This window comes from Brevibacterium sp. UBA7493 (genome assembly GCF_002479565.1).
Taxonomy (GTDB): domain Bacteria; phylum Actinomycetota; class Actinomycetes; order Actinomycetales; family Brevibacteriaceae; genus Brevibacterium; species Brevibacterium luteolum.
Window position 1 is genome coordinate 471,644 of sequence record NZ_DLOD01000003.1, and the last position, 22,234, is coordinate 493,877.

22 protein-coding genes and 1 tRNA gene are annotated in these 22,234 nt (G+C 67.4%); 8 read left to right on the forward strand and 15 right to left on the reverse strand.

What is annotated here, in order from left to right; genetic code table 11:
* Position 1: 1 nt before the first annotated feature.
* The 3 genes from B4E96_RS03470 to mraZ form a co-directional block, all read right to left on the reverse strand.
* The gene (locus B4E96_RS03470; RefSeq protein ID WP_225210598.1) at positions 2 to 571 is read right to left on the reverse strand and encodes a cell division protein FtsL; all 570 of its coding nucleotides are present in this window, start codon (positions 569 to 571) and stop codon (positions 2 to 4) included.
* Positions 568 to 1,602, reverse strand: coding sequence for a 16S rRNA (cytosine(1402)-N(4))-methyltransferase RsmH (gene rsmH, locus B4E96_RS03475; protein WP_286956387.1), 1,035 nt, complete (start codon positions 1,600 to 1,602; stop codon positions 568 to 570). The genes B4E96_RS03470 and rsmH overlap by 4 nt, the downstream gene beginning before the upstream one ends.
* 180 nt (positions 1,603 to 1,782) lie before the next feature.
* Complete coding sequence (mraZ, locus tag B4E96_RS03480) at positions 1,783 to 2,214, reverse strand: division/cell wall cluster transcriptional repressor MraZ (protein WP_102160769.1); 432 nt, start codon at positions 2,212 to 2,214, stop codon at positions 1,783 to 1,785.
* 347 nt (positions 2,215 to 2,561) lie between these two features.
* Between mraZ and B4E96_RS03485 the strand changes: the two genes are divergently transcribed.
* Genes B4E96_RS03485 through B4E96_RS03495 form a run of 3 tightly spaced genes read left to right on the forward strand, consistent with a single transcriptional unit; the run spans position 2,562 to position 7,038 of the window.
* Entirely contained in the window at positions 2,562 to 3,683 is a 1,122-nt protein-coding gene (locus B4E96_RS03485) for an AAA family ATPase (RefSeq protein WP_286956389.1), read from the forward strand.
* The gene (locus B4E96_RS03490) at positions 3,680 to 4,828 is read left to right on the forward strand and encodes a DUF58 domain-containing protein (protein WP_102160564.1); all 1,149 of its coding nucleotides are present in this window, start codon (positions 3,680 to 3,682) and stop codon (positions 4,826 to 4,828) included. The genes B4E96_RS03485 and B4E96_RS03490 overlap by 4 nt, the downstream gene beginning before the upstream one ends.
* Positions 4,825 to 7,038 (forward strand): DUF3488 and transglutaminase-like domain-containing protein, encoded by a 2,214-nt coding sequence (locus tag B4E96_RS03495; protein ID WP_286956390.1) that lies wholly within the window; start codon positions 4,825 to 4,827, stop codon positions 7,036 to 7,038. Before B4E96_RS03490 ends, B4E96_RS03495 begins: the two co-directional genes overlap by 4 nt.
* 264 nt (positions 7,039 to 7,302) lie before the next feature.
* Here the strand turns inward: B4E96_RS03495 and B4E96_RS03500 are convergent, their stop codons facing one another.
* Positions 7,303 to 7,713: a DUF3040 domain-containing protein gene (locus B4E96_RS03500; RefSeq protein ID WP_259795306.1), complete on the reverse strand. Its 411-nt coding sequence runs from the start codon at positions 7,711 to 7,713 to the stop codon at positions 7,303 to 7,305.
* Between the two features lie 136 nt (positions 7,714 to 7,849).
* Positions 7,850 to 9,100, reverse strand: coding sequence for a DNA polymerase IV (gene dinB / locus B4E96_RS03505; protein WP_286956392.1), 1,251 nt, complete (start codon positions 9,098 to 9,100; stop codon positions 7,850 to 7,852).
* 27 nt (positions 9,101 to 9,127) lie between these two features.
* Between dinB and B4E96_RS03510 the strand changes: the two genes are divergently transcribed.
* Both B4E96_RS03510 and B4E96_RS03515 read left to right on the forward strand, forming a co-directional pair.
* On the forward strand, positions 9,128 to 9,724 hold the full coding sequence (locus B4E96_RS03510) for a hypothetical protein (protein ID WP_102160570.1): 597 nt from the start codon (positions 9,128 to 9,130) through the stop codon (positions 9,722 to 9,724).
* On the forward strand, positions 9,721 to 10,848 hold the full coding sequence (locus B4E96_RS03515) for a polyprenyl synthetase family protein (RefSeq protein WP_286956393.1): 1,128 nt from the start codon (positions 9,721 to 9,723) through the stop codon (positions 10,846 to 10,848). The genes B4E96_RS03510 and B4E96_RS03515 overlap by 4 nt, the downstream gene beginning before the upstream one ends.
* A gap of 4 nt (positions 10,849 to 10,852) precedes the next feature.
* On the opposite strand, the gene B4E96_RS03520 is transcribed toward B4E96_RS03515, so the two are convergent.
* The gene (locus B4E96_RS03520; RefSeq protein WP_259795375.1) at positions 10,853 to 11,194 is read right to left on the reverse strand and encodes an Rv2175c family DNA-binding protein; all 342 of its coding nucleotides are present in this window, start codon (positions 11,192 to 11,194) and stop codon (positions 10,853 to 10,855) included.
* A gap of 273 nt (positions 11,195 to 11,467) precedes the next feature.
* Between B4E96_RS03520 and B4E96_RS03525 the strand changes: the two genes are divergently transcribed.
* Both B4E96_RS03525 and pknB read left to right on the forward strand, forming a co-directional pair.
* Positions 11,468 to 12,541: a LysM peptidoglycan-binding domain-containing protein gene (locus B4E96_RS03525; protein ID WP_286956394.1), complete on the forward strand. Its 1,074-nt coding sequence runs from the start codon at positions 11,468 to 11,470 to the stop codon at positions 12,539 to 12,541.
* Positions 12,538 to 14,421: a Stk1 family PASTA domain-containing Ser/Thr kinase gene (gene pknB, locus B4E96_RS03530; RefSeq protein ID WP_286956395.1), complete on the forward strand. Its 1,884-nt coding sequence runs from the start codon at positions 12,538 to 12,540 to the stop codon at positions 14,419 to 14,421. The genes B4E96_RS03525 and pknB overlap by 4 nt, the downstream gene beginning before the upstream one ends.
* A gap of 30 nt (positions 14,422 to 14,451) precedes the next feature.
* Here pknB and B4E96_RS03535 read toward each other — a convergent pair whose 3' ends face one another.
* The 8 genes from B4E96_RS03535 to B4E96_RS03570 all read right to left on the reverse strand — a co-directional run bounded on the left by B4E96_RS03535 (position 14,452) and on the right by B4E96_RS03570 (position 21,263).
* Entirely contained in the window at positions 14,452 to 15,477 is a 1,026-nt protein-coding gene (locus B4E96_RS03535) for a threonine aldolase family protein (protein WP_286956396.1), read from the reverse strand.
* A 58-nt stretch (positions 15,478 to 15,535) separates the two neighbouring features.
* On the reverse strand, positions 15,536 to 16,936 hold the full coding sequence (locus B4E96_RS03540; protein WP_257995004.1) for a class II 3-deoxy-7-phosphoheptulonate synthase: 1,401 nt from the start codon (positions 16,934 to 16,936) through the stop codon (positions 15,536 to 15,538).
* Positions 16,937 to 17,042: 106 nt separating this feature from the next.
* A complete protein-coding gene (locus B4E96_RS03545; protein ID WP_102160583.1) occupies positions 17,043 to 17,519 on the reverse strand; it encodes a bifunctional nuclease family protein in 477 nt (158 codons plus the stop codon).
* A 5-nt stretch (positions 17,520 to 17,524) separates the two neighbouring features.
* Complete coding sequence (locus B4E96_RS13355) at positions 17,525 to 18,622, reverse strand: FHA domain-containing protein (RefSeq protein WP_414632659.1); 1,098 nt, start codon at positions 18,620 to 18,622, stop codon at positions 17,525 to 17,527.
* Complete coding sequence (gcvH, locus tag B4E96_RS03555) at positions 18,622 to 19,026, reverse strand: glycine cleavage system protein GcvH (protein ID WP_102160585.1); 405 nt, start codon at positions 19,024 to 19,026, stop codon at positions 18,622 to 18,624. The genes B4E96_RS13355 and gcvH overlap by 1 nt, the downstream gene beginning before the upstream one ends.
* 108 nt (positions 19,027 to 19,134) lie before the next feature.
* Positions 19,135 to 20,025 carry a DUF881 domain-containing protein gene (locus B4E96_RS03560; RefSeq protein WP_102160586.1) on the reverse strand — a complete coding sequence of 297 codons (891 nt, stop codon included), beginning with the start codon at positions 20,023 to 20,025 and terminating at the stop codon, positions 19,135 to 19,137.
* Positions 20,026 to 20,028: 3 nt separating this feature from the next.
* A complete protein-coding gene (locus B4E96_RS03565) occupies positions 20,029 to 20,361 on the reverse strand; it encodes a small basic family protein (protein WP_102160588.1) in 333 nt (110 codons plus the stop codon).
* Positions 20,358 to 21,263, reverse strand: coding sequence for a DUF881 domain-containing protein (locus B4E96_RS03570; protein ID WP_102160590.1), 906 nt, complete (start codon positions 21,261 to 21,263; stop codon positions 20,358 to 20,360). The genes B4E96_RS03565 and B4E96_RS03570 overlap by 4 nt, the downstream gene beginning before the upstream one ends.
* 238 nt (positions 21,264 to 21,501) lie before the next feature.
* On the opposite strand from B4E96_RS03570, the gene B4E96_RS03575 reads away from it, so the two are divergent.
* Positions 21,502 to 21,578, forward strand: a tRNA-Pro gene (locus tag B4E96_RS03575).
* 82 nt (positions 21,579 to 21,660) lie between these two features.
* Here the strand turns inward: B4E96_RS03575 and B4E96_RS03580 are convergent.
* Positions 21,661 to 22,155, reverse strand: coding sequence for a DedA family protein (locus B4E96_RS03580; protein ID WP_286956399.1), 495 nt, complete (start codon positions 22,153 to 22,155; stop codon positions 21,661 to 21,663).
* Between the last annotated feature and the right edge of the window lie 79 nt (positions 22,156 to 22,234).

The window sequence follows — 22,234 nt, forward strand, 5'->3', positions numbered from 1 at the left end:
GTCAGCGCGGGACGGTGAGCTGCGGCGGGCTGAGCTCCTCTGCGCCGGAGTCGCCGACGGCCGGGAGCTTCTCATCTGATCGTAGGTTCGGGCGGACGGCTTCACGGGTATCGGCACGCGGGCCCGGCACCTTTTCTGCTGAGCCTTCGCTGAGAGCCGGCACCTCGCCGGGGTCGATGACGGACCCGTCGGACAGGCGCAGATACTTCACGTGCGTCGGCTGGTGCATGCCCATCTCCTCGGCCGCTTTAGTGATCGACTGCGGGCTTTCGCGGTAGGAGATGTCCTCGGTGAGCCGGTCGCGTTCGCTGTGCAGCTGACGCTGCTCGGCGGTGAGCTTCTCGACCTGGAAGGAGCTGTGGGAGATGAAGATGTTGAGCAGCAGCACGGCGACGAGCCCCATGAGCAGCAGACCGACGAACATGAGGCCGGCCGGTGTGCGGCGCTTGGCCAGGCCCGGGACGATGAGCTTGAGGCGGGATGCCTCGCTGCGGGTCAGCGGCGCGGTGCGTGAGCGGGCCGTACGGGACGGGGCGGCGGAGGTCGTGACGGCGCGGGCGACGGGGCTCATGAGGAACGGTCACCTTTCATCTGCGATGCTGCTGTCTTCGTGCGGTCCGTTGTCTTCGTGCGGTCCGTGCGGCGGGTCTTCTGCACGGCCCGCAGGCGCACGGAGGCGGCTCGCGGGTTGCTCTCGATCTCCTCGGCCGCAGCCTTCTCGGCCCCGCGGGTCAGTGCGGTCAGCCAAGGCTGCAGGTCCGGTGGGATGACCGGCAGGTCGGCTGGTGCCTGGCTTTCGAGTCCTGCCCGGAAGGCGCGCTTGACGATCGTGTCCTCCAGGGACTGGTAGGACTCGACAACGACGACCCCGCCGACATGCACAGCGTCGAGCGCCTGGGTCAGGGCTGAGCGGAGGATGTCGAGTTCGGCGTTGACCTCGATGCGCAGCGCCTGGAACGTGCGCTTGGCCGGATGCGAGCGGTTGCGCTGCCCGGCTGGCTGCGGGATGACGCGCTGGAGCATCGCCACAAGCTGGTCGGAGGTCTCCCAGGGCGTCTCGTCCCGGTCGGCCACGATGACGCGGGCGATCTTGCGGGCGTAGCGCTCCTCGCCGTAGTCGCGCAGGATGCGGGCCAGCTCGGCCTCCGGGTAGGTGTTGAGCACCTGCGCGGCGGTGAGCTCATCACCGGGATCCATCCGCATGTCCAGCGGAGCTGAGCGGGCGTAGCTGAAGCCGCGGGCGTCCTCATCGAGGTGCATCGAGGAGACCCCGAGGTCGAACAGCACTCCGCTGACGGCGCTGTGCCCGGCGCGGGCGATGACCGCTGCCATCTCATCGTCGGTGGCGTGGAAGGCTTCGAAGCGCTCTCCGTAGCCGGCCAGCCGCGCGCCTGCGATCTCAAGGGCATGCGGGTCGCGGTCGATGCCGATGAGCGCGGCCTGCGGGAAGGCGTCGAGGATGCCCTCGCTGTGCCCACCTGCCCCGAGCGTCGCGTCGACGATGACCGGGGTGATGCCCTCCGCCTCGGCGGCGGCGACCCCATGGCCGAGGAGCTGGACGCAGCGCTCAAGCAGGACGGGGGTGTGCGGTGCCTGTGCCATGTCTCCTCCTCTGCATCGTCGAGCGGTGATGGTGCTGGTCGCGGTGGTGCGCGGTGCCGCTGGGACCAGAACCTCGTCCGCCTGTGCCCTGCCACCGGGGAAGTGCGTCAGGACCGGAGGGCTTTGGAACCGGGGAAGTATCCCAAAACCACCAGGCGGGCGAGGATCTCAGCCCAGCGACTAGATCACACCGGGAATCACCTCGTCGGACCGATCGGCGAAGCCCTGCTCGGTCTCTGCCAGGTAGGTCTCCCATGTCGGTGCATCCCAGATCTCTGCACGGTTGCCCATGCCGATGACTGCGACGTCGCGATCCAGGCCGGCGTAGCGGCGCAGGATCTGCGGAACGGTGATGCGCCCCTGCTTATCCGGTTGTTCTGCGGAGGCTCCGGAGAGGAAGACGCGCAGGTAGTCCCGCGCTTCCTTGCTCGTCATCGGCGCCGATCGCATCTGCTCGTGGACGGTCTCGAACTCCCGCGTGGAGAACAGGGTGAGGCAGCGCTCCTGGCCGCGGGTGAGAACGAGACCGTTCTCAAGCTCGTTGCGAAACTTCGCAGGCAGGATGAGCCGACCTTTGTCATCAAGGCGCAGGAGATGCGTCCCCAAGAACATGTCGCTCACCCCTTTCGAAACCATCCGGTTCCGATAGCAACCACTGTACTCCACTTCTCCCCACCTTTTCTATACATTTGCTTATGTGTGGCGGATTTCTCGCTGTTTTCGCTGGTCAGATAGGTGGTGGAAAGTGGGGTTTTTGGGCAGAGAACCCGTGCCCAAGGCGGTGGCTGGGCGGGCTGCAGGGCGCTTGCGGCCGTCGCCGAGGCGGTCGCGGGCCTGATTTGGCGGGTTCTGGGGCCTGTGTGGAGGGATGTGGGGTGGCCGGTGGTGGGAAGTGGGGTGAGGGCTGGAAGAGGCGGGTGAGGTGGAGTCGAACCGCCTCGTCGGGGACAATGGAGCCTATGAGCATTCCGAGCGATCCGCAGCAGCCGCTTTCGCGCCGCCAGGCCCGCGAGTCCGGCTATCCCGTCCCACAGTCGCAGCAGCCCGCCCACGGTTCATCGGCGGTCGGGTCGCAGCCGAGCGGAGCCCAGGCTCCGTTCATCAGCAGCCAGCCGGCGGCCCCGGCAGGCCAGCAGGGCGTTGATCCGCGCATCCAGCATGTCCAGCGGATCGCCGAGAACGCCCGCCAGGCGATGAACTCAGTGCTCGACGGCAAGGACCGGGTCGTGCAGATCGCGCTCATCACGCTGCTGGCCGGCGGCCACCTGCTGCTTGAGGATGTGCCCGGTGTCGGCAAGACGCTGCTGGCCAAGTCGCTCGGCCGGGTCGTCGACGGTTCGGTCAAGCGCATCCAGTTCACCCCGGACCTGCTGCCCAGCGATGTCATCGGCGTCAACCTGTTCAACCAGGAGTCCCGCCACTTCGAGTTCCGGCCCGGCCCGGTGTTCGCCAACATCGTCATCGCCGATGAGATCAACCGCGCCTCGCCCAAGACCCAGTCGGCGATGCTGGAGTGCATGGCCGAATCCCAGGCCAGCATCGACGGCACCACCTATCCCCTGCCGGCGCCGTTCATGGTCGTGGCCACCCAGAACCCCATCGACATGGAGGGCACCTATTCGCTGCCCGAAGCCCAGCGCGACCGCTTCACCGCCCGTGTGTCGATCGGCTACCCCGATCAGGCCTCGGAGATCGAGCTGCTCGACCACCACGTCGACCACGACCCGCTGGCCAAGCTGCCGGCGGTGACCTCGCTCGATGAGATCATGCAGGCCCGCGAGATCGTCCGCCACATCGGCGCGACCCACGAGCTGCGCGCCTACGTCGTCGCCCTGCTCGAAGCCACCCGCAACGACCCGGCCGTGGCACTGGGCTCCTCCCCGCGCGGCGGCGTGCAGCTGCTGCGCGCAGCGAAGGCCCATGCAGTGCTGCACGGCCGCGGCTACGCCACCCCGGCCGATGTCCAGGCGCTGGCCGTGGACGTGCTCGCCCACCGGATCATCACCCATGAAGGGGAGGACCACGACCACGCAGCGGAGATCATCCGGGCGACGCTGAGCCGCACGCCCGTGCGCTCATGAGGCTCACCACCTCGGGGTTCGTCTTCCTCATCGCCGGCATCGCGCTCATCATCTCCGCGTACCGGTTCTCACTGCCGGGCATGCTGCCGGCCGGGATCCTGCTCATCGGGCTCGTCGCCCTCAGCCTGCTGCTGGCGATCATCACGAGCCGCCGGATGGAGGTCACACTCTCAGCGGCTGTCCGCAGCGTCGACGGCACCCCCGTCGCCGAGGTGGGCCGCCCGCTGCTGCTGCGCGCGGCCCTGCGCAACCGGACCCCGCTGCCGATCGGCCCCTTCGGCGTCGACCTGGCCTTCCGGCCGGGTCTCGGTGAGGACCAGGGCGTCCGGGTGCCGGGCATCGGCGCCTCGTCCTCAGTGACCGTCGAGGCCGAATGCACCCCCACCCAGCGCGGGGTCAGCGGCGTCGACGGGGTTGCCGTGTCCTTTGAGGGCCCCTTCGGGCTCTCGGCGGTCTCGCACACGCTGCTGCGCGGTTACGACATCGCCGTCGCCCCGCGCCTGGAGCAGATGCCCAGGCCGCCCAAGGCCGGGCTCGCCCAGCCGATGGCCGACACCTCCCGCGCACTGCGCGGGGGCACGAGCCGGGACTTCGACACCCGCGAGTACGTCCCCGGTGACGACCTGCGCCATATCCACTGGACGTCGACTGCCCGCCATGACGAGCTCATGGTCCGCCACGAAGCCGAAGAGGAACATCCGTTCGCGGTCATCCTGCTCGACACCGCCGGTGCCGGGGAGCATCCCGATCCGGCCGCCGAGGTGCTCATCTCAGCCGTCCAGTCGCTGGCCTCGGTGTACTTCTCCGCCGGCTACGAGGTGCTGTGCTGCATCGACGGCACGCTGCATCCGGTGCGCGAGACCCGCGGGGCCGAGCGCCTGCGCCTGGCCCTGGCCAGCTACGAGACCGGCGGCACCGAACTTCCGGGCACCCTGCGCGGGGCCTCCGGTGCTGCCGATGTCGCGGTGTGCGCGATGACCCCACAGCGGGCGAGCGCACTGGAGTCGGCCCTGCCGCGGGGCACCCGCAGCCGCCGGCTCATCGCCGCCGACCTCGACCTCGACGCCGGCGGTGTCGACGGTGTGTTCGCCACCGGGCATGCGATCCCGCAGGAATGGAAACGACTGGGAAGGAGGCGCAGGTGAACTCGCGTCAGTGGATCGGCACTCTGGCCGTCATCGCCTCGATGTCCCTGCTGGCGGTGGCGATGTCGAGTGTGTTCATCGACTTCAACTGGTTGCCGCCGGTGCTCATCATCGTGCTCGTCGTCGCACTCTCCGGTGCGCTGCTGCGCATGAGCTCCCGCATCCAGGCTTCTGGCCTGACGGTGCTGCTGCAGCTGGTCATCGGCCTCATCACCGTGCTCATCCTGTGTGTGCCGCACACTCTGGCGTTCGGGATCCTGCCGACGCCGGGGTCGATGCTCGAGCTGTTCGCTCAGCTCGGCAGCGGCATCGACGACATGTACAAGGTCATCGCGCCTGCCGATTCGACTCCTGGCTTCACGACGATCCTCATCGTCGGCTTCGGGCTCATCACCATGCTCATCGACGGGCTCGTCTCCGATCTGCATGTGCCCAAGGTCGCCGGTGTGCTGCTGCTGCTCGTCTACTGCATCCCGGTGTTCCTGGCACCCAATGAGCTGCGGTGGTGGCACTTCGCTGCCGTCGGTGCTGCGTTCATCGTGCTCATGCTCGCCCCGTACTTCGAGCAGGCGGAGTCGTTCGGCCCGCTGCCCCCGTTGCTTGCCGGCGGTCTGGCGCTGCTGCTCGGCGTCGGCATCCCGGTGCTACTGCCCGATGTTTCGGTGCGCCCGCCCCGGCAGTCGCAGCAGGCCGACATCACCGTCGTCAACCCGTTTCTCGATCTGCGCAGCAACCTCGCCGATCAGAGCGACAAACCGGTCTTCGCCTATTCCAGCAGCGACCCGCTGCAGCCGCCGATCCGGCTGACCTCGGTCTCGGAGTTCGACGGGCAGACATGGAAGCCAGCCGAGTTCGACATCGACCCCTTCGCCATCGCGGTGGACGGGCTGCCGAACCCGCAGGGTGTCAGCACGGATACGACGACGACTGAGCAGACGATGAATGTCAACGTCGGCGGCTTCGACCAGTCCTATCTGCCTGCGCCGTATGCGCCGTCGCAGATCGACGGGGTGTCCCGGCGCTGGATCTTCAACAAGGACACGCTCACGATCGTCGGAAACGGAGAGATCGCCGCCGATCAGGAGTACAGCGTCACCTACACCTCGGTCGAGCCGACGGCTGAGGAGCTCGAATCCTCCCAGCCGGTCTCGGCAGGCCAGTTCGCTGACACCCTCGCGCTGCCCGATGATATGCCCGCCGTCGTCGGCGACACCGCTGACGAAGTCACCGCCGGTGCCCGCAATCAGTGGGAGCAGGCCGTCATGCTGCAGGAGTACTTCCGTTCGGATCAGTTCGAGTACTCCCTCGACGCACCTGAGGAGGCCTCCAGCGATGCGATCGCTGACTTCCTGTCGGAGAAGGCCGGCTACTGTGTGCAGTTCTCCGGGGCGATGACGGCGATGGCACGCTCGCTCGGCATCCCTGCCCGCATCGCCGTCGGGTTCGCTCCCGGTGAGGAGACCGGGGAGAACGCCTATGAGGTGGCGATGTCGGATGCGCACGCCTGGCCCGAGCTGTACTTCGACGGCATCGGCTGGGTGCGCTTCGAGCCCACCCCCGGCGGCCCGGCCGGCACTCCCCCGCCCTGGTCGCAGACCGACGGCAGCGCAGGTGCTGAGGACGAGCCGACGGAAGAGCCGACCGAGAAGGCCACAGAAGAGGACACCGAGGAGCCGACAGCTGCAGAGACCACTCCGGCAGCCGAGGACGAGACCGCTGGATCCCACGCCGATTCCCAGGGTATGTCCCTGTGGTGGATCCCGCTGGCGATCCTGGCCGTCCTCCTGCTGGCCGTACTGCCGGCGCTGGTGCGCATCCTGCAGCGCCGCAAGCGTCTGGTTGAGCCGCTTGACCCCGAGTCGGTGTGGGAGGAGATCCATGCCCTCGGCGTCGACTACAAGTTGGCGCCGGCCTCTTCGCTGCCGGTGCGCGAGCACCTCAACGAGCTGCGCAATGCAGTTGCCGAGCAGTCGGCCGACGGCGATGCCGACTACCTGCCGGCTGTGTTCGAGGATCTCGGAGAGGCTGTCGACCAGGCGCGCTATCTCGACCGCTCGCGCAGCGACCTCAAGCATGCGGCGCCGCACATCGACAAGGCCGGTATCGATGAGGCCGTCGAGTCGGTTCGCGCGCACTACGATCGCGTGGCCCCGCGCAGCACCTCGCTGCTTGCCCGCCTGTGGCCAGCCAGCGTGTTCCACCGCCGCTAGCCACTGTCCGCAGGCATCGCCTGCACCATGGGCACGGCGTCCAGCCGGGTCCTGCAGAGCGCAGGATCCGGCTGGTGCTCATTCCGGCACCGGCTTATGCTCTGATACCGCCTGCGAAATCCGCTCATTAGCCGCGGATGTCCTCGGCAGGAACTCCTGACGGAAGCTTCTGCGGCGCGCATCGGCCTGGGGGTTGAGGCAAAGAGAAGATCCCGCCGGTGGTGCCGAGCGGGATCTGTTGTCAGGTGATATGGGGCAGGCGGATCATTCTCCGCGGCGGCGCTTCTCCCAGCGGTCTTCGAGACGATCCATGAAGCTGCTGGATCCTGCAGCGCTGCCGGCTGAGGCCTTGGCGGTCGTGGCGTTCTGGACGTTGCCCTCGGGTGCGCTGCCGGACCCGCCGTTGACAGCCCAGTAACCACCGGCGACCATCACCGCGAATCCGATGACACCGCCGACAGCGCCGAACGGCATGCCGAAGAAGTAGATGGAGGCAATCGTGATGGCGATGCCCGCCAGCAGGCCGAGCACGCCGATGACGAACCGCTTGGCTGAAACCGATCCCCCGCCGGACGGACGCGGCTGCGAGATGTTCTGGGCAAAGCGGGGGTCCTCACTGCGCAGCTGCTGCTCAAGCTGGTCCAGTAGCTGCTGTTCATGTTCTGAGAGTGGCATGGTAGCCCCCTTCACCTGCGCGCTCGAAAAGTCGTACCTCAATGATAGTCCTTTCGACCCTGTTTCGGCATCTCGGAATTGACCTGGCGAGCATACTCTGACCAGGTTCACAGCCCAGACGCCGATGGATGGGAGATCACTGCCCGTCGGTCGTCTCTCCGCGCCGCGGTTCCAGCAAGGACGCCTGCCCGATGACGGCGTTGCCGAACTTCCTGCGCACCTCGTCGAGGGCGACTTCAGCATCGCGCGGAGAGCGGTCTGGCTCATCGAGGGTGGCCTGTCGTCCGGCAGCATCGCGATCGATGACATCGGCTGCGCGCAGACCCAGCAGGCGGACCGGTTCGCGGTGCTCGGCATAGAGGCGTCTGAGCAGCGGCAGCAGCGCGGCATGGATCTCAGCTGCGACATCGGTCGGCGCCGGGAGTGTGACCTGCCGGCTGAAGGTGCGGAAGTCGTGCAGCCGGAACTTCAGGCCCACCGTTCCTGTCACGATCTCCTCGCGACGCAGACGCCCTGCCACCCCGTTGGCCAGCCGCAGCAGTTCGCGCTCGAGGCTGGGCAGGTCGGCGATGTCGGCAGGGAAGGTGTGTTCGGCGCTGACCGTGTGCGCCTTGGCGGAGTCGTGAATGGTGCGCGAGTCGATACCGCGGGCAAAACCGTGAACCGTCGCACCGAAGGACCCGAGAGTCTGCGCCGCCCAGCCGGCATCGGCGTCGGCCAGCTGGCCGATCGTCGTGATGCCGTACCTGCGCAGGGTCTCCTGCAGCTTCGCTCCCACCCCAGGCAGCGCTTCGATCGGCATCGGGGCTAGGAACTGCTGGGTGCGCGCGACCGGGACGACGAGCAGCCCGTCGGGCTTGGCCCGGGCGGAGGCGAGTTTGGCGACCACCATCGTCGCGGCTACCCCGATCGAGGCGGTCAGCCCGGTGCGCTTGGTGATCTCTGCGCGCAGGCCGGCGGCGATGTCGGCTGGCCGGCCGAGCTGGCGCAGCGCGGAAGTGACGTCGACATATCCCTCGTCAACGCTGACCTTGGTGAACTCGTCGGTCACTTCGGCGATGATGTCGAAGACCTGCCGTGAGTAGTGCGAGTAGGCACCACGAGAGGGCGGGATGACGGTGGCCTGCGGGCACAGCTGCACCGCACGTGACATCGGCATCGCGGCGTGGATCCCGTACTCGCGGGCCTCGTAGCTGGCTGACACGCAGACACCGCGGCCGGCGCGGCCGCCGACGATGACCGGTGTGCCGCGCAGCTCGGGCCGGGTGAGCAGTTCGACGGAGACGAAGAAGGCGTCCATGTCCAGGTGCAACATGGTGCATCCGGTGTCGTCGGTGCCGAGCGCCGCGAGATCTCCGCCCGAGCGGGCGAGCTGCTTTCGACTCATGTCTCTCCTGGGCGCTAGTCTGGAAGCATGATACAACGCACTGCTCTGACGACTTCGGCCCTCGCAGTCTCCGCCGCGCTCATCCTCTCCGGCTGCACCGGAGACGATACCCCTGAGTCCGAGGAGCAGACAGCCACGGAAACCGCTGCCGCTGAGAATGAGGAGACCGAAGCCGCAGACGGTGACGAGCAGACCGCATACGGCGAGCTCATCGACGGCTTCCCGGACACGATCGAGCCGCTGCCTGAAGCCGAGATCGTCTCCTCCACCCTCAGCCCTGCCGACGAGCAGGCTGCTGAGGGCGAAGAGGCTGAGGCTACTGAGGCACCCGAAGGTGAGGACGGCGCTGAAGCCGAGAATCCGCAGGCTGACAGCGAGCGGATCGGCGTGTCCCTCGTCCAGCTGAGCGAGAAGTCCGAAGAGGAGATCATCAAGTTCTACACCGACTCCCTCAAAGACAAGGGCTTCGAGACAGTCGGCGACGCCGCCAAGGAAGGCGACGTCACCACGCAGACCTTCCACGACACCAAGAACGACCAGACCCTGTCCCTGACCGTCGGGCCCGGACCTGACGATGACACCGACAATCGACAGGTCACCGTCGGCGGGGTCGTGCTGCGATGAGCGCAGCCGCCACCACCGTCACCGCACTCACACCCGCAGACGAGGTCATCGCCGCAGTCGACGCCGTCATCGACGAGCACCTGCAGACCACCGCCGCGCGCATGGCCGAGATCTCACCGGTCACCGATGAGCTCATCGACCCGATCCGCGCGTTCAGCGCCAAGGGCAAGCGGATCCGGGCACTCATCACCTGGTGGGGCTACGAGCTGGCTGGCGGCACCGACGCCGCGAAATCCGGCATCGCCCACACCGCTGCCGGGGTCGAGCTGCTGCATGCCGCAGCTCTCATCCACGACGACATCATCGACGATTCCGAGACGCGCCGCGGCCAGCCGGCCGTGCACACGTACTTTCGGGCGATGCACCGCGACCGTGACTGGACCGGTGACGCGGTGCTGTTCGGCGATGGCGCTGCGATCATCGCCGGGGACCTGTGCCTGAGCCTGAGCGAAGAGCTCTTCAGCGCCTCAGCGCTGGCGGCCTCGGCCACCGCCGAGGCGGTGCGCCGCCACAACGACTTCCGTCGCGATGTCATGGTCGGCCAGTATCTCGACATCCGCCTGCAGGCCGCACCGGTCGCCGGTGATGAGCTGTTGCCGCGCGCCGATGAAGTGCTGACCTACAAGTCAGCTAAGTACTCCGTCGAGCAGCCGCTGCTGCTCGGCGCCGCCCTGGCCGGTGCCGACACCGCGCTGCTGAGCGCGCTTTCGGACTTCGGCCTGCCGCTGGGCCGGGCATTCCAGCTGCGCGATGACGAACTCGGCGTCTTCGGCGACCCAGACGTGACCGGCAAGCCGGCCGGTGATGACCTGCGGCAGGGCAAGAAGACCGTCCTCATCGGACTGACTCTGCAGGCACTGTCCAACGGTGACGATGCGTCAGCCGATCAGGCCGACTGGCTTATGCGCCGGCTCGGGCAGCCGGATCTCAGCCTCGACGAGCTGCAGCAGATGAAGGATCTCATCGGGTCCTGCGGGGCGCTGGAGAAGTTCGAAGCCGAGATCGACGCACAGCTCACTGCCGCCCACCAGGGGCTCGACGCTCTGGCCGCCCACGGCATCAGCGATGCCGCCCGCGAGCAGCTGGCGCAGTATGCGCTCCTGCTCACGCGCCGCTCAGCCTGAGTCCTCAGACGGCCAGCGCCTGCGCGCGGCGCCGGACCTCTTTCTTCGATCCCGTGCGCAGCAGGTCGATCGGCCGACCCGGCAGCGAATCATCAGGGGTGAACAGCCAGGCGATGGCCTCTTCATCGGAGAAGCCGGCATCGGCCAGCAGCATGAGGGTGCCCTGCAGGTTCTTGACCGGAGCGTCGCCGTCGATGAAGAGCGCGGGCACCTTGAAGACCTTCGGCGAACCGTGCTTGAAGCCGATAAGCGCCCGATCTTCGACCAGACGGCGGACCTTCGAGATCCCCAGCCCTGTCTGCTCGGCGATGTCCGGCAGCGGCAGCCATTCGTCGACGAGTGCCAGCGCCTGCGCAGAATGGTCGGGCGAACCTGCCTGCTGGGATGAGCCGGAAGCGGCGGTTGAATCAGTCACAGATCTCAGGATAGTACCGACACGCCGAGTGCGCATGCTCGCACGTGTGGCGCAGCGCAGTCGTTAAGCTGGGATCAACTGTAACCGCAGCTTGTCTTCCCCCATCAGAACTGCAGGTCGTACATGAACAGGGCATCGCACCGCCCGCCGCACGGACGGGCGCGACAGACAACGGCTCGGGCTGCCGTCCCGTCGCCGTTGACCGTGGCATCGCATTTCGCATCCCAGCAGGCCGCACAGCATCTCCCTGCTGCTGACGAGCATGCCCCTGCAGCGCCCGAAACGACGACCGACCCGAACCTTGAGCCGGGCTTCAGCCCCGCCTTCACACCGCGCGCCACGCCCGCCTCCGATGCCCAGCCGGGATTCACCTCGGGCACGGTCAGCGAGGCCATCCCGGTCACCCACGGCGGACGCACCTACAAGGTCCGCACCGGCGACACCCTCATCTCGATCGCCAAACGCCACGGAGTCTCCGCCCCAGCGATCGTCGAACTCAACGACCTGCGCGGCCGCAGCGCGGTGCGGCCTGGACAGATCCTGTCGCTGCCGGCGAAGAACATCCACCAGCAGCACACCGCCGGCCACCGGGTCGCCGCAGGCGAGACCCTCGAAGCGATCGCCGAGCGCTACCAGATCTCGGTGCCGGCCCTGCAGGACGCCAACGCAATGGGCGACTCGACAGTCATCCGCGAAGGCGAGCTGCTCGCACTCTCCGGTTCCGGGGCCACCTCGAACCGTGCCCGGCAGCATGTCCCGACAGCCGAGCTGCCGCAGCTGCCCACCGACCACCGCGGCACCCCGTACCCGGCCGAAGTGCTCGCTGCAGCCCGGCACAACAAGTGGATCCTCCAGCAGCGTCCCGTACTGCCGAAGCGCGACATCGCCGCGATGGTCCGCGGGATCGCCGACTACCTCGGAGTCGATGAGCACCTCGCCTCCGCCCTGGCCCAGCAGGAGTCCGGGATGCGCCAGCAGGTCGTGTCCCCGGTCAACGCGATCGGCGTCATGCAGGTGACCCCGCGCGCCGGAGCCTGGGCCGCCGAGCTGCTCGGCGAACCGGTCGACATCCTCGACACCGCCGAGAACATCCGCGCCGGCCTGGCGATCCTGCGCTGGCTGCTCGAACGCACAGGCTCCGAAGCCGAGGCGCTGGCCGGCTACTACCAGGGCCTCGCCTCGGTCGCGGCGCACGGACAGCACCGCGACACGCGCCGCTTCGTCCACAACGTCCAGGTGACCGCCGAACGATTCCGCAGCCAGGAGAGCACATCATGAAGACCCTGCACGATCCGCTGCTCGGTGTCGTTCTCAACGAACGCTACCGAGTCGAGTCCGTCATCGCCCGCGGTGGCATGGCGATGGTCTACCGCGGCACCGACCTGCGCCTGGATCGCGAGGTCGCGATCAAGGTCATGCACCAGCACCTGCTCGACGACGAGACGTTCGTCGAGCGGTTCCGCCGTGAGGCCATCCACGCTGCCCGGCTCAGCCACCCGAACCTCATCGCCGTCCACGACCAGGGCTCTGACGGCCAGGCCGTGTACCTCGTGATGGACTACCTGGAGTCGGTGACGCTGCGCAAGGAGCTCAAGCACCGCGGCAGCCTCACCCCGCGTCAGGCGATTGTCGTGACCGATGCGATCCTCGCCGCACTCGAGGCGGTCCATGGTGCCGGCATCATCCACCGTGACCTGAAGCCGGACAATGTGCTGCTCGGCACCGACGGGCAGATCAAGCTCGCGGATTTCGGTCTGGCGCGCGCGGTGAGCACGTCGACGACGACGAAGACGCTCATCGGCACTGTCGGCTATGTCGCACCCGAGCTCGTCACGCGCACCGGCGCTGATGAGCGCACTGATCTCTACACGGTCGGGATCATGCTCTACGAGATGCTCACCGGCAGCCAGCCCTACACCGACGATGTGCCGATCCAGGTCGCCTACCGTCACGTCCACGACACAGTTCCCGCGCCCTCTGAGGCGGTTGCCGGGGTCAGCCCGACTCTCGATGCGATCGTGCTGTGGGCGACTTCCCGCAAGCCGGAGGACCGACCCGCTGATGCGAGCGAGCTGCGCCTGGCGCTGGCCGAGGCGCGCACGCAGCTGAGCGAGGAGGAGCTCGATCTCGCTGAAGGCAGCGGCGCACCCGTTGTCGATGCGCCGGTGCTCACCGCCACGATCACCATCGAGGACGGCGATCCGGCCGAGCCGCGGCAGAAGGAGCCGAAGGCCCGCACTGACGAGATCCCCTACCTCGCCGATGACGAAGACGACGAGGCCGCCAGTTCGCGTGGCGCTCCTGCCCCACTGGCTCCGGCTGCTGCCGCAGCTGCTCGGTCTGCCGCTCCGGCGAAGAGCCCGGAGCACGGGGGCCGCAGCCGCGGGCGCACCCGCACAGCACTCGGCCTGACAGCAGCAGCTGCCGTCATCGCACTGGCGGGATGGGGTGCCGTCGCCTCAATCGAGACGACCGCCGAGGTGCCGGCCGCTGTTGCCGGCCAGGAGCAGGCCGATGTCCTCTCCGCACTCAAGACCGCCGGTTTCACCACTGCCACGCGGGAGGAGTTCAGTACGGCAGTCCCGGCCGGGAAGGTCATCGGCACCGATCCGGCAGCCGGCACCGAACTCGACAAGGACGCCGTCGTCACGGTCCTGGTCTCGAAGGGCGAGGAGCTCTTCGCTGCCCCCGATGTGTCCAAGATGACCGAAAGCGAAGCCCGCTCGGCGATCGAGGGAGCCTCACTGCAGGTGGGTGCGGTCGACCGTGAGCACTCCAGCTCCGTGCCTGAGGGCTCGGTCATGTCCCAGTCACTGGAGCGCGGCGAAGAGGTGGCCAAGGGAACCGAGATCGACCTGGTCGTCTCCAAGGGTGCTGAACCGCTCGTCATCCCGGATGTCACGGGAGTCTCATATGAGGTCGCCTATGGCCGTCTCGCCCGGATGGGCCTGCGGATCGCCAAGGACGAGATCTACAGCGATCACACTCCGAAGGGCGATGTCGTCGCGCACTATCCGAAGGCTGCTGCGAAGAAGAACCCCGGTGATCTCGTCATCCTGAAGGTCTCGAAGGGCAAGGAGCCCGATAAGCCGAAGGATGATGAGAAGAAGGACGAGGACAAGAAATCCGAGGAGAAGAAGTCCGACGACGGCAGCTGAGCCCAGCTGCCGCCGCAGAAACCGTCAGCTTCAGACGAGGCTGGTAAGCACCTCGGCTGCCGTGTCGATCTGCTCGGGTGAGACATCTCGGTGGGTGACGAGCCGGACGCTGTTCTCCCCCATCACCGAGACCCGCACATTGCGCTCAGCTGCCTGAGCGGCGAACTGCTCGGCATCCACTGCCAGATCGCTGAGGTCGAGGAAGACGATGTTCGTATCCACGGTCTCCGGATCGACGATGCCCTCGCGGGTCGCTGCCAGTGCGTCGGCGAGTTGCCGGGCGTGGGCATTGTCATCGGCAAGGCCATCGACGTGGTTGTCGAGGGCGTACAGGCCTGCGGCGGCGAGGATGCCGGCCTGCCGCATGGCGCCTCCGTAGCGCTTGCGCAGCAGGCGGGTCTTCTCGATGATCTCCGCGCTGCCGACGAGCACGCTGCCGACCGGTGCGCCCAGGCCCTTGGACAGGCACAGGGAGACAGTGTCAGCCTGCCGGCCGTATTCGTCTGCCGAGATCCCTGTGGCCGCACACGCGTTGAGCAGGCGTGCACCGTCCATGTGGACGGCGACACCGGCTGCTGCGGTCTCTCGCCTGAGTGTGCGCAGCTCGTCGATGTCGGCGATGCGTCCGCCGCCGAAGTTGTGGGTGTTCTCCACCGAGATCGCCGCGGTTCCGACCTGGTGGTAGCCGCGCGGGCGGCTCACAAGTGCGAGTGCGTCGGCGGCGGTGAAGGTGCCATCGGGTGAGACCCAGGTCCGGGAGGTGACTCCTGCCAGGGCGGCATGACCGCCCGCTTCAGCGCGCAGGACGTGTGCCTGGGATTCGGCGATGAGCTCCCAGCCGGGTGCGACCAGTGCGGCGACACCGAGCATGTTCGTCATCGAACCCGAGGGGCAGAAGATGCCGGCCTCGTGTCCGAGCAGCACGGCAACGCGGGCTTCGAGTGCGTTGATCGTCGGGTCTTCGCCGTAGACGTCGTCGCCGACTTCGGCGTCCATCATCGCCTGGCGCATCGCAGCATCCGGGCGGGTGACGGTGTCTGATCGCAGGTCGATCATCGTGCGGTCTCCTGAGCTGGTGGTGGGGTGGCAGGCAGCGTGGCAGGCTGCCTGCGGGTCATCCGTGTTCCTGCTGGTGTTTGGTGAGGTATTCGGCGACCTGGAATGCCATTTCGAGCGACTGGTCATGGTTCAGGCGGGGGTCGACGAGCGTTTCGTAGCGGCGGCGCAGACCCTCGTCGTCGATCTCGCTGGCTCCGCCGAGCACCTCGGTGACGTCATCACCGGTGAGTTCGATGTGGAGGCCGCCGGGGATGGTGCCGGCGTCGTAGTGCGCGTCGAAGAACCCGGCGACCTCTGCCATGACATCTTCGAACCGGCGGGTCTTGTACCCGGTGTTCGAGGTGATGGTGTTGCCGTGCATCGGGTCGCAGACCCACGTGACGTGCGGCAGCTGGTCGCCGACCTGGCTGAGCAGGCGCGGCAGGCCTTCGCGGATCTTCTCCGCACCCATGCGCGTGATGAACGTCAGTCGGCCCGGCTCTGCTTCGGGATCGAGCTTCTCTGCCAGGGCCATGGCGTCATCGTAGGTGGCGTTCGGGCCGAGCTTGACGCCGATCGGGTTGCGCACACGGGAGAGGAAGTCGACGTGGGCGGAGTCGAGCTGGCGGGTCCGCTCCCCGATCCACAGGAAGTGACCGGACACGTCGTACGGGTCGCCGGTGCGCGAGTCGATGCGGGTGAGTGCCCGCTCGTATTCGAGCAGCAGGGCTTCGTGGGCGGAGAAGAACTCGACCGATTTGAGGCTGTCGAAGTCAGCGCCGCATGCGGCCATGAACTTCAGCGCCCGGTCGATCTCGCGGGCCATCTGCTCGTAGCGGTGGTAGTTCGGATTCGAGCCGAGGAAGCCGCGGTTCCAGTCGTGGACCAGTCGCAGGTCGGCGAAACCGCCGGTGGTGAAGGCACGGATGAGGTTGAGGGTCGACGAGGAGATGTTGTAGGCCTCGAGCAGCCGGTTAGGATCGTGTCGCCGCGCTTCGGGCGTGAACTCGTAGCTGTTGACGATGTCACCACGGTAGCTCGGCAGCTCAACACCCTCGCGCACCTCGGTGTCCGAAGAGCGCGGCTTGGCGAACTGGCCGGCCATCCGGCCGATCTTCACCACCGGCAGGGATCCGCCGTAGGTGAGCACGGCAGCCATCTGCAGCACGGTCTGCACCCGGCGGCGGATACGGTCGGCATCGGCGTCGGCGAAGGACTCAGCGCAGTCACCGCCGGCGAGCACGAAGGCCTCGCCGCGGCTGGCGGCTGCGATGCGCTCGGTGAGCTTGTCGGCCTCACCGGCGAAGATGAGGGGCGGAACGGAGCGCAGCCGCTCGAGAACGGCAGCGAGTTCGTCTGCATCCTCGTACGTCGGCTGCTGGCGAGGCGACATGGAGCGCCAGGCGTCGAGTCCTTTGATGGTCTCTTCGCTGGCTTCTGCCTGTCCGGCGGCCTGGTAGACGCGGCTGATGTTCACAGTATGTGTTCCTTCGATCGATGGTGATGCCGATGCGGCCATGGTCTCACGGCGGCATCGGCACGCAGGTGTGGTGTCCGGTGTGCGAACGGCGGGGTGGGAAAGCTCAGCTTTCGCCTTCGAAGTCCTCCGGTGAGACGTGGTCGAGGAAGTCGCGGAACTGTGCGACCTCCTCTTCGTCTGCTTCGGGCGCTTCGATGCCGTTCTCCTGGATGAGCTGCTCATCGGCCAGCACTGGGCATTCGGCGATGAGGGCGAGTGCGACAGCGTCGGACGGGCGGGCGGAGATCGTCTTTCCGTCTGAGGTGTGCAGCTCGGCGAGGAAGGTGTGGTTCTCCTTGCCGGTGATGACCACCTCGGTCAGTTCGGCCCCGTAGGACTCGAGGATGTCGAGCATGAGGTGGTGGCTCAGCGGCCGCGGCGGTGTCAGGCCGCGCTGGGCGATGCCGATGGCATTGGCTTCGGCCGTGCCGATCCAGATCGGCAGATAGCGCGGCAGATACAGGGCCTTGAGCAGCAGAATCGGCTGGTTGGCGGGCAACTCGATGCGCACCCCGACGACTTCGACGCTGACGTAGGCCATTTCGCTCAGCTGCTGCGCGGACGCTGCTGGAAGATCATCCGGAACTTCCCGATCTGCACATCAGCGCCGTTCTGCAGCTCGATCGAATCGATGAGCTGGCGGCCCACGTAGGTGCCGTTGAGCGAACCGGTATCGCGCAGGGTGAATCCGCTCGGGGTGCGGACGAACTCAGCGTGCTTGCGCGAGACGGTCACGTCATCGAGGAAGATGTCGGCATTCGGGCTGCGACCGACGGTCACCACATCGGTGTCGAGCAGGATCTGCGCGCCGGCGTCGGGCCCGGAGACGACGACGAGGAGCGCATCGGTCTCCTGCAGGTGGTTGAGGTCGGAGACCGGGTGGATCTCACCGGTGCGCGGGTCGAGGATGCTCGGCACCGGCTGGTCGTGACCGCCGACCGGCTGGTTGCCGTAGGCATTCGGCGAGGCCTGCGTGCCGGCTTCAGGCTGGCCGCCCTGCGGCTGCGAGCCGTAGCCCTGCTGCTGCGGGTCCGACGCCGGCGGGGCCCCGTAGCCAGGCTGGGAGCCGAAGCCCTGCTGGTCCTGCGGGTATCCCTGCTGCGGCTGCGAACCGCACTGAGGCTGGGGCTGTGAGCCGAACTGCTGCGGCTGTGCACCGGAGTCGTACTGCTGGGGGTAGCCCTGCTGGGGCTGCGAACCGTAGGCCGGCTGTCCGCCCTGCTGCTGCGGGTCATATCCGTACTGGCCGCCGGGCTGCTGCGGATCGTAGGCCTGCTGGGCATACGGCTGCTGCGGCTGTGAGCCGTACTGCTGCTGGGGCTGTGAGCCGAACTGCTGCGGCTGAGCACCGGAGTCGTACTGCGGCTGGTCGCCGTAGGGCTGCTGCGAGCCGTAGCCGGGCTGCGAGCCGTACGGCTGCTGAGCGGCAGGTCCGCTGCCATACTGCTGGGCGCCGTAGCCGGGCTGCTGCGAGGCGGCGGCAGGCTGCTCACCGGCGGCATGGGAGCCGCCCTGGTTCTGATTCGGGTCAGTCTGGTTCTCACCGGTCTGGTACGGGAAAGCGCGCGGTTCGCGGGCGGACTCGTCGCCGCCGTACCACGGAGTCTGTCCCGCCTCATCCTGCGGGTAGTTCTGCTGGGACATCAGGCTCCCTCGCTTTCCACTGCTGCGGCGTACGCATCTGCATCCATGAGCGTATCAAGCTCAGAGGCATCGCTGAGCTCGACGTCGAAGAGCCATCCCTCACCATAGGGATCGGAGTTGATGACTTCCGGGGCGTCTTCGAGGGACTCATTGACGGCGATGACCTCACCGCTGACCGGCGCGACGATGTCGGAGACGCTCTTGGTGCTCTCGACCTCGCCGCAGTTCTCGTTGGCCGTGACACTGTCACCCACATCGGGGAGGTCGACGAACACGACGTCGCCGAGCTGATCCTGCGCGAAATCGGAGATGCCCACACGCACGACAGATCCCTCACGAGTCTCGGTGACCCACTCGTGGTCACGCGAATACCGCAGTGAGGCTGGGAAGGTCAGGTCGGGCATTTTGTCTCCTGCTCATCGTTGTGGTGTACCCAGCATAACTGGTCAACAGAATGAAGATAACACTAGAGCAACATCACAGAAACCGTGCATGCGAAAACGCGTGCGAGGTCATCCGCTGCCCAGCTGCGGGACGATGCTGTCGATATCGAGGCTCGTCTCCTGATTGATGGTCATCGCACCGCCGCGCTTCTCAACCGTGTCGTAGATGCCGCCGGGGATGCGCAGGGCGGTGTCCATCGTGTCCGGCTGCCCGATCGCCTGGATCCGGATCGGCAGGTCCACCGGTTCGCCGTCGATCTCCAGACCGCCGGTCGGGGTGTCGGTGAAGTAGGTGGACACGACGACGCGGTGCCCGCCGATCTCGATCGCCTCGGCCCCGGCATCGCGCAGCTCCTGAACCAAAGTCACGAGATTCGAGGCGCTGAGCTGGCCGGGCTGGGCGGTGATCGTCACATCGACGCCAGGCCCTGTCACCGGGACGGTGCCGGTGATGATCTGCATCGACCGGGCCCGCTCCTCAGCCTGCTTCTGCGCGGCCTCCTGCTGGTTCGTCGATGACCGCAGCTCGTCCTCATCGCGGCGCAGCGACGCGGATTCCTGCTCGAGGCGCTGATTGCGGGAATCGACGTCGCCGAGGATGCGGATGAGCTCGGGTTCGGACAGCTGCGAGAACCCGGCGTCCTCGGCCTGCTGCAGCTGGGCAACGAACGCAAAGCCCAGCAGCGCACACAGCACACCGGCCAGCAGCTGGGAGCGGTTGGCCCGGAATTTCAGCGCACTGGCGAGCCGGCCGACGACGTCGCGCCGGGAGCCGGCGTCCTCGGGCTCGGGATTGGGACCGGGCCCACGAGGAGCGGTATCTGCATCCGCGACCTTCGCCTCGGGACCGGGTTCGGGCACCGGCTTGCCCTGCTCGCGGGCCAGGGCCTCGCGCCGGGTCAGCGGCCGCTCCTCCGGGCTCGGCTGCTGGGCGCTCATGTCTTCGTCTCGATCAGCCATCGGTCACGCCTTGAACAGCTGCCGGCGGATCGCGGCAGCGTTGGTGAAGATGCGGATGCCGAGGACGACGACGACGCCGGTCGACAGCTGCGAGCCGACGCCGAGCTTGTCGCCGAGGAAGACGATGAGGGCGGCGACGAGCGAGTTGGAGAAGAACGAGATGACGAAGACGCGGTCGTCGAAGTTGCCCGAGAGCACCGCGCGCAGACCGCCGGCGAGCGCGTCGAGGGCGGCGACCACGGCGATCGGCAGATACGGCTGGATGACGACGGGCACTTCGGGATCGAGGACGATCCCGAGGATGATGCCGATGATGAGCCCGATGATCGCGATCACTGTCTCTCCTCAGAGTCTGCCGGTTCTTGGCCCTTCGGCTGAGCGTACCGGGATTGTGAGAGCTCGGCTGCCGGGACCGTGACCTCGGCGGAGGTCGAGGCGGAGTAGCCGATCCCGTAGTCCTTGCTGATGGTGGCCAGATAGCTGGCCGCCTGGGTCTGGTCGAGGCGGTCGATGAGGTCCTCCGGGCCGACGGCGACGACCTCATACGGTGGGCGCAGGGGGTCGTAGTTGACGAGGATCGCCCCGCCTGCGCTGCGCACCGCCGAGGTGGTGGTGATCCGGTGGTCGTTGACGGCCACGGCGTAGGCGCCCGAGGCGAACATCGCGTTGATGACGGCCTGGATGTCCTCGTCGTGGACCTTGTTGGCTTCCGGTGGGGCCGCCCGCGGATCGTTGTCCAGGGCGCTCGTGTCCTGGTCGGTGAGTGTCAGCGTCACGCCGGGCCCGGTGACTGGGGTGAGCGCGGCCCGTTCGGCGAGTGCGTCGAGTTCGCTGCTGCGATCCTCACCGAGCGCTGTTGTCTGTGCTTCGTTGAGCCGGGCGGCGCGCCGCTCGTTGGAGGCGGCGAGGTCCTCGTTCTCCTGCGAGCGCTGTTCGATCTGCTCGATGAGGTAGTCCGATGTCGTGCGCTCTCCCCCGCTGCCGCGGGTCAGCTGGACGACGGCGATCGAGCCGGTGAGCCCGAGGAACACGGCGACGATGCCGGCGATGAGCTTGGTACTCGGCCGTTTCGGTGCCCCGGACTTGGCTGCCAGTTCGTAGTCCGGTTCAGGGGTGCGCAGCCACAGCGATTCGAGCAGCGAGGACGAATACGACTCGCGCTGGCCGTCGGTGCCGCGGGAGGTCACGCGGCGTTCGGCGAACCGGCGGGCGCGCCGGAAGCGCTTCGTCTCGGGCATCCGGCGGCCTCCTCTCGTTCATCGCATCCGGGTGCGCACATGACTGCGCGCAGCACATCGCGGCCCGTCAGGGGGACCGATGCGCAGCAGCATGCTGAGACCGATCATCTCATGACCCCTCGACACGGATGCGGCGGCTGTGAGGTGCGCCGCAGCCGGGCGGGAGTTTTTGCTCCAGCCGAAGTGCCGATATACAGTTAGACGAGCCGATTGACAGGTCCGCCTGCATGATCGGCATCGGGCTATGGCGCAGCTTGGTAGCGCGCTGCACTGGGGGTGCAGAGGTCGTGGGTTCGAATCCCGCTAGCCCGACCAGCGATGAGGGCCCCGGTCACCGACCGGGGCCCTTTCGCATCTGCAGGATTGCCGGGGAACGCTGCGACGGTTCGCGCCGGGTTCAGGTCTCAGGTTCCGGTTCCGGCTCAGCCTCGGCGCGGCGCAGGCCGATCGTCAGCCCGACGATCGCAGCGACGAACACAGCACTGAGCCCGAGAGTGACAGCTGGGTTCTCCCGGTAGGCAGTGGCGACCGCGCTGAGGCCGACGAGCCCGACAGTCGAGTAGATGAGCGCCCACACCGCCCCGCCTATTCCCAGGGCCGGCAGATAGCGGCGCAGGCTCATGCCGATCGATCCGGCAGCGAGGTTGACGACCGTCTGCACGCCGATGAGCAGGAAGCTCACCGCCACTGCTGCCGCCCCATAGCGGCGCAGCAGCTGCTCGGCGTGCTGATAGCGACCCGACTGCATGATCCGCTCGACCCGCTGGATGCGGCTGACACCGCGCCGGGCGAGCCTGCCGAGCAGGTAGGTGCCGCCGGCACGGAAGATGATGACGGCGTACATGATGAGCCACACGACGAAGAGCGGCAGCGGCCAGTCAGCGGGATTCACCGCTCCATCGTAGACCCTCACTTCGGTTCACCTCACCTGCAGAACCCGGCATCCGGTGTGAGCTTGCCTACCCCAGGCT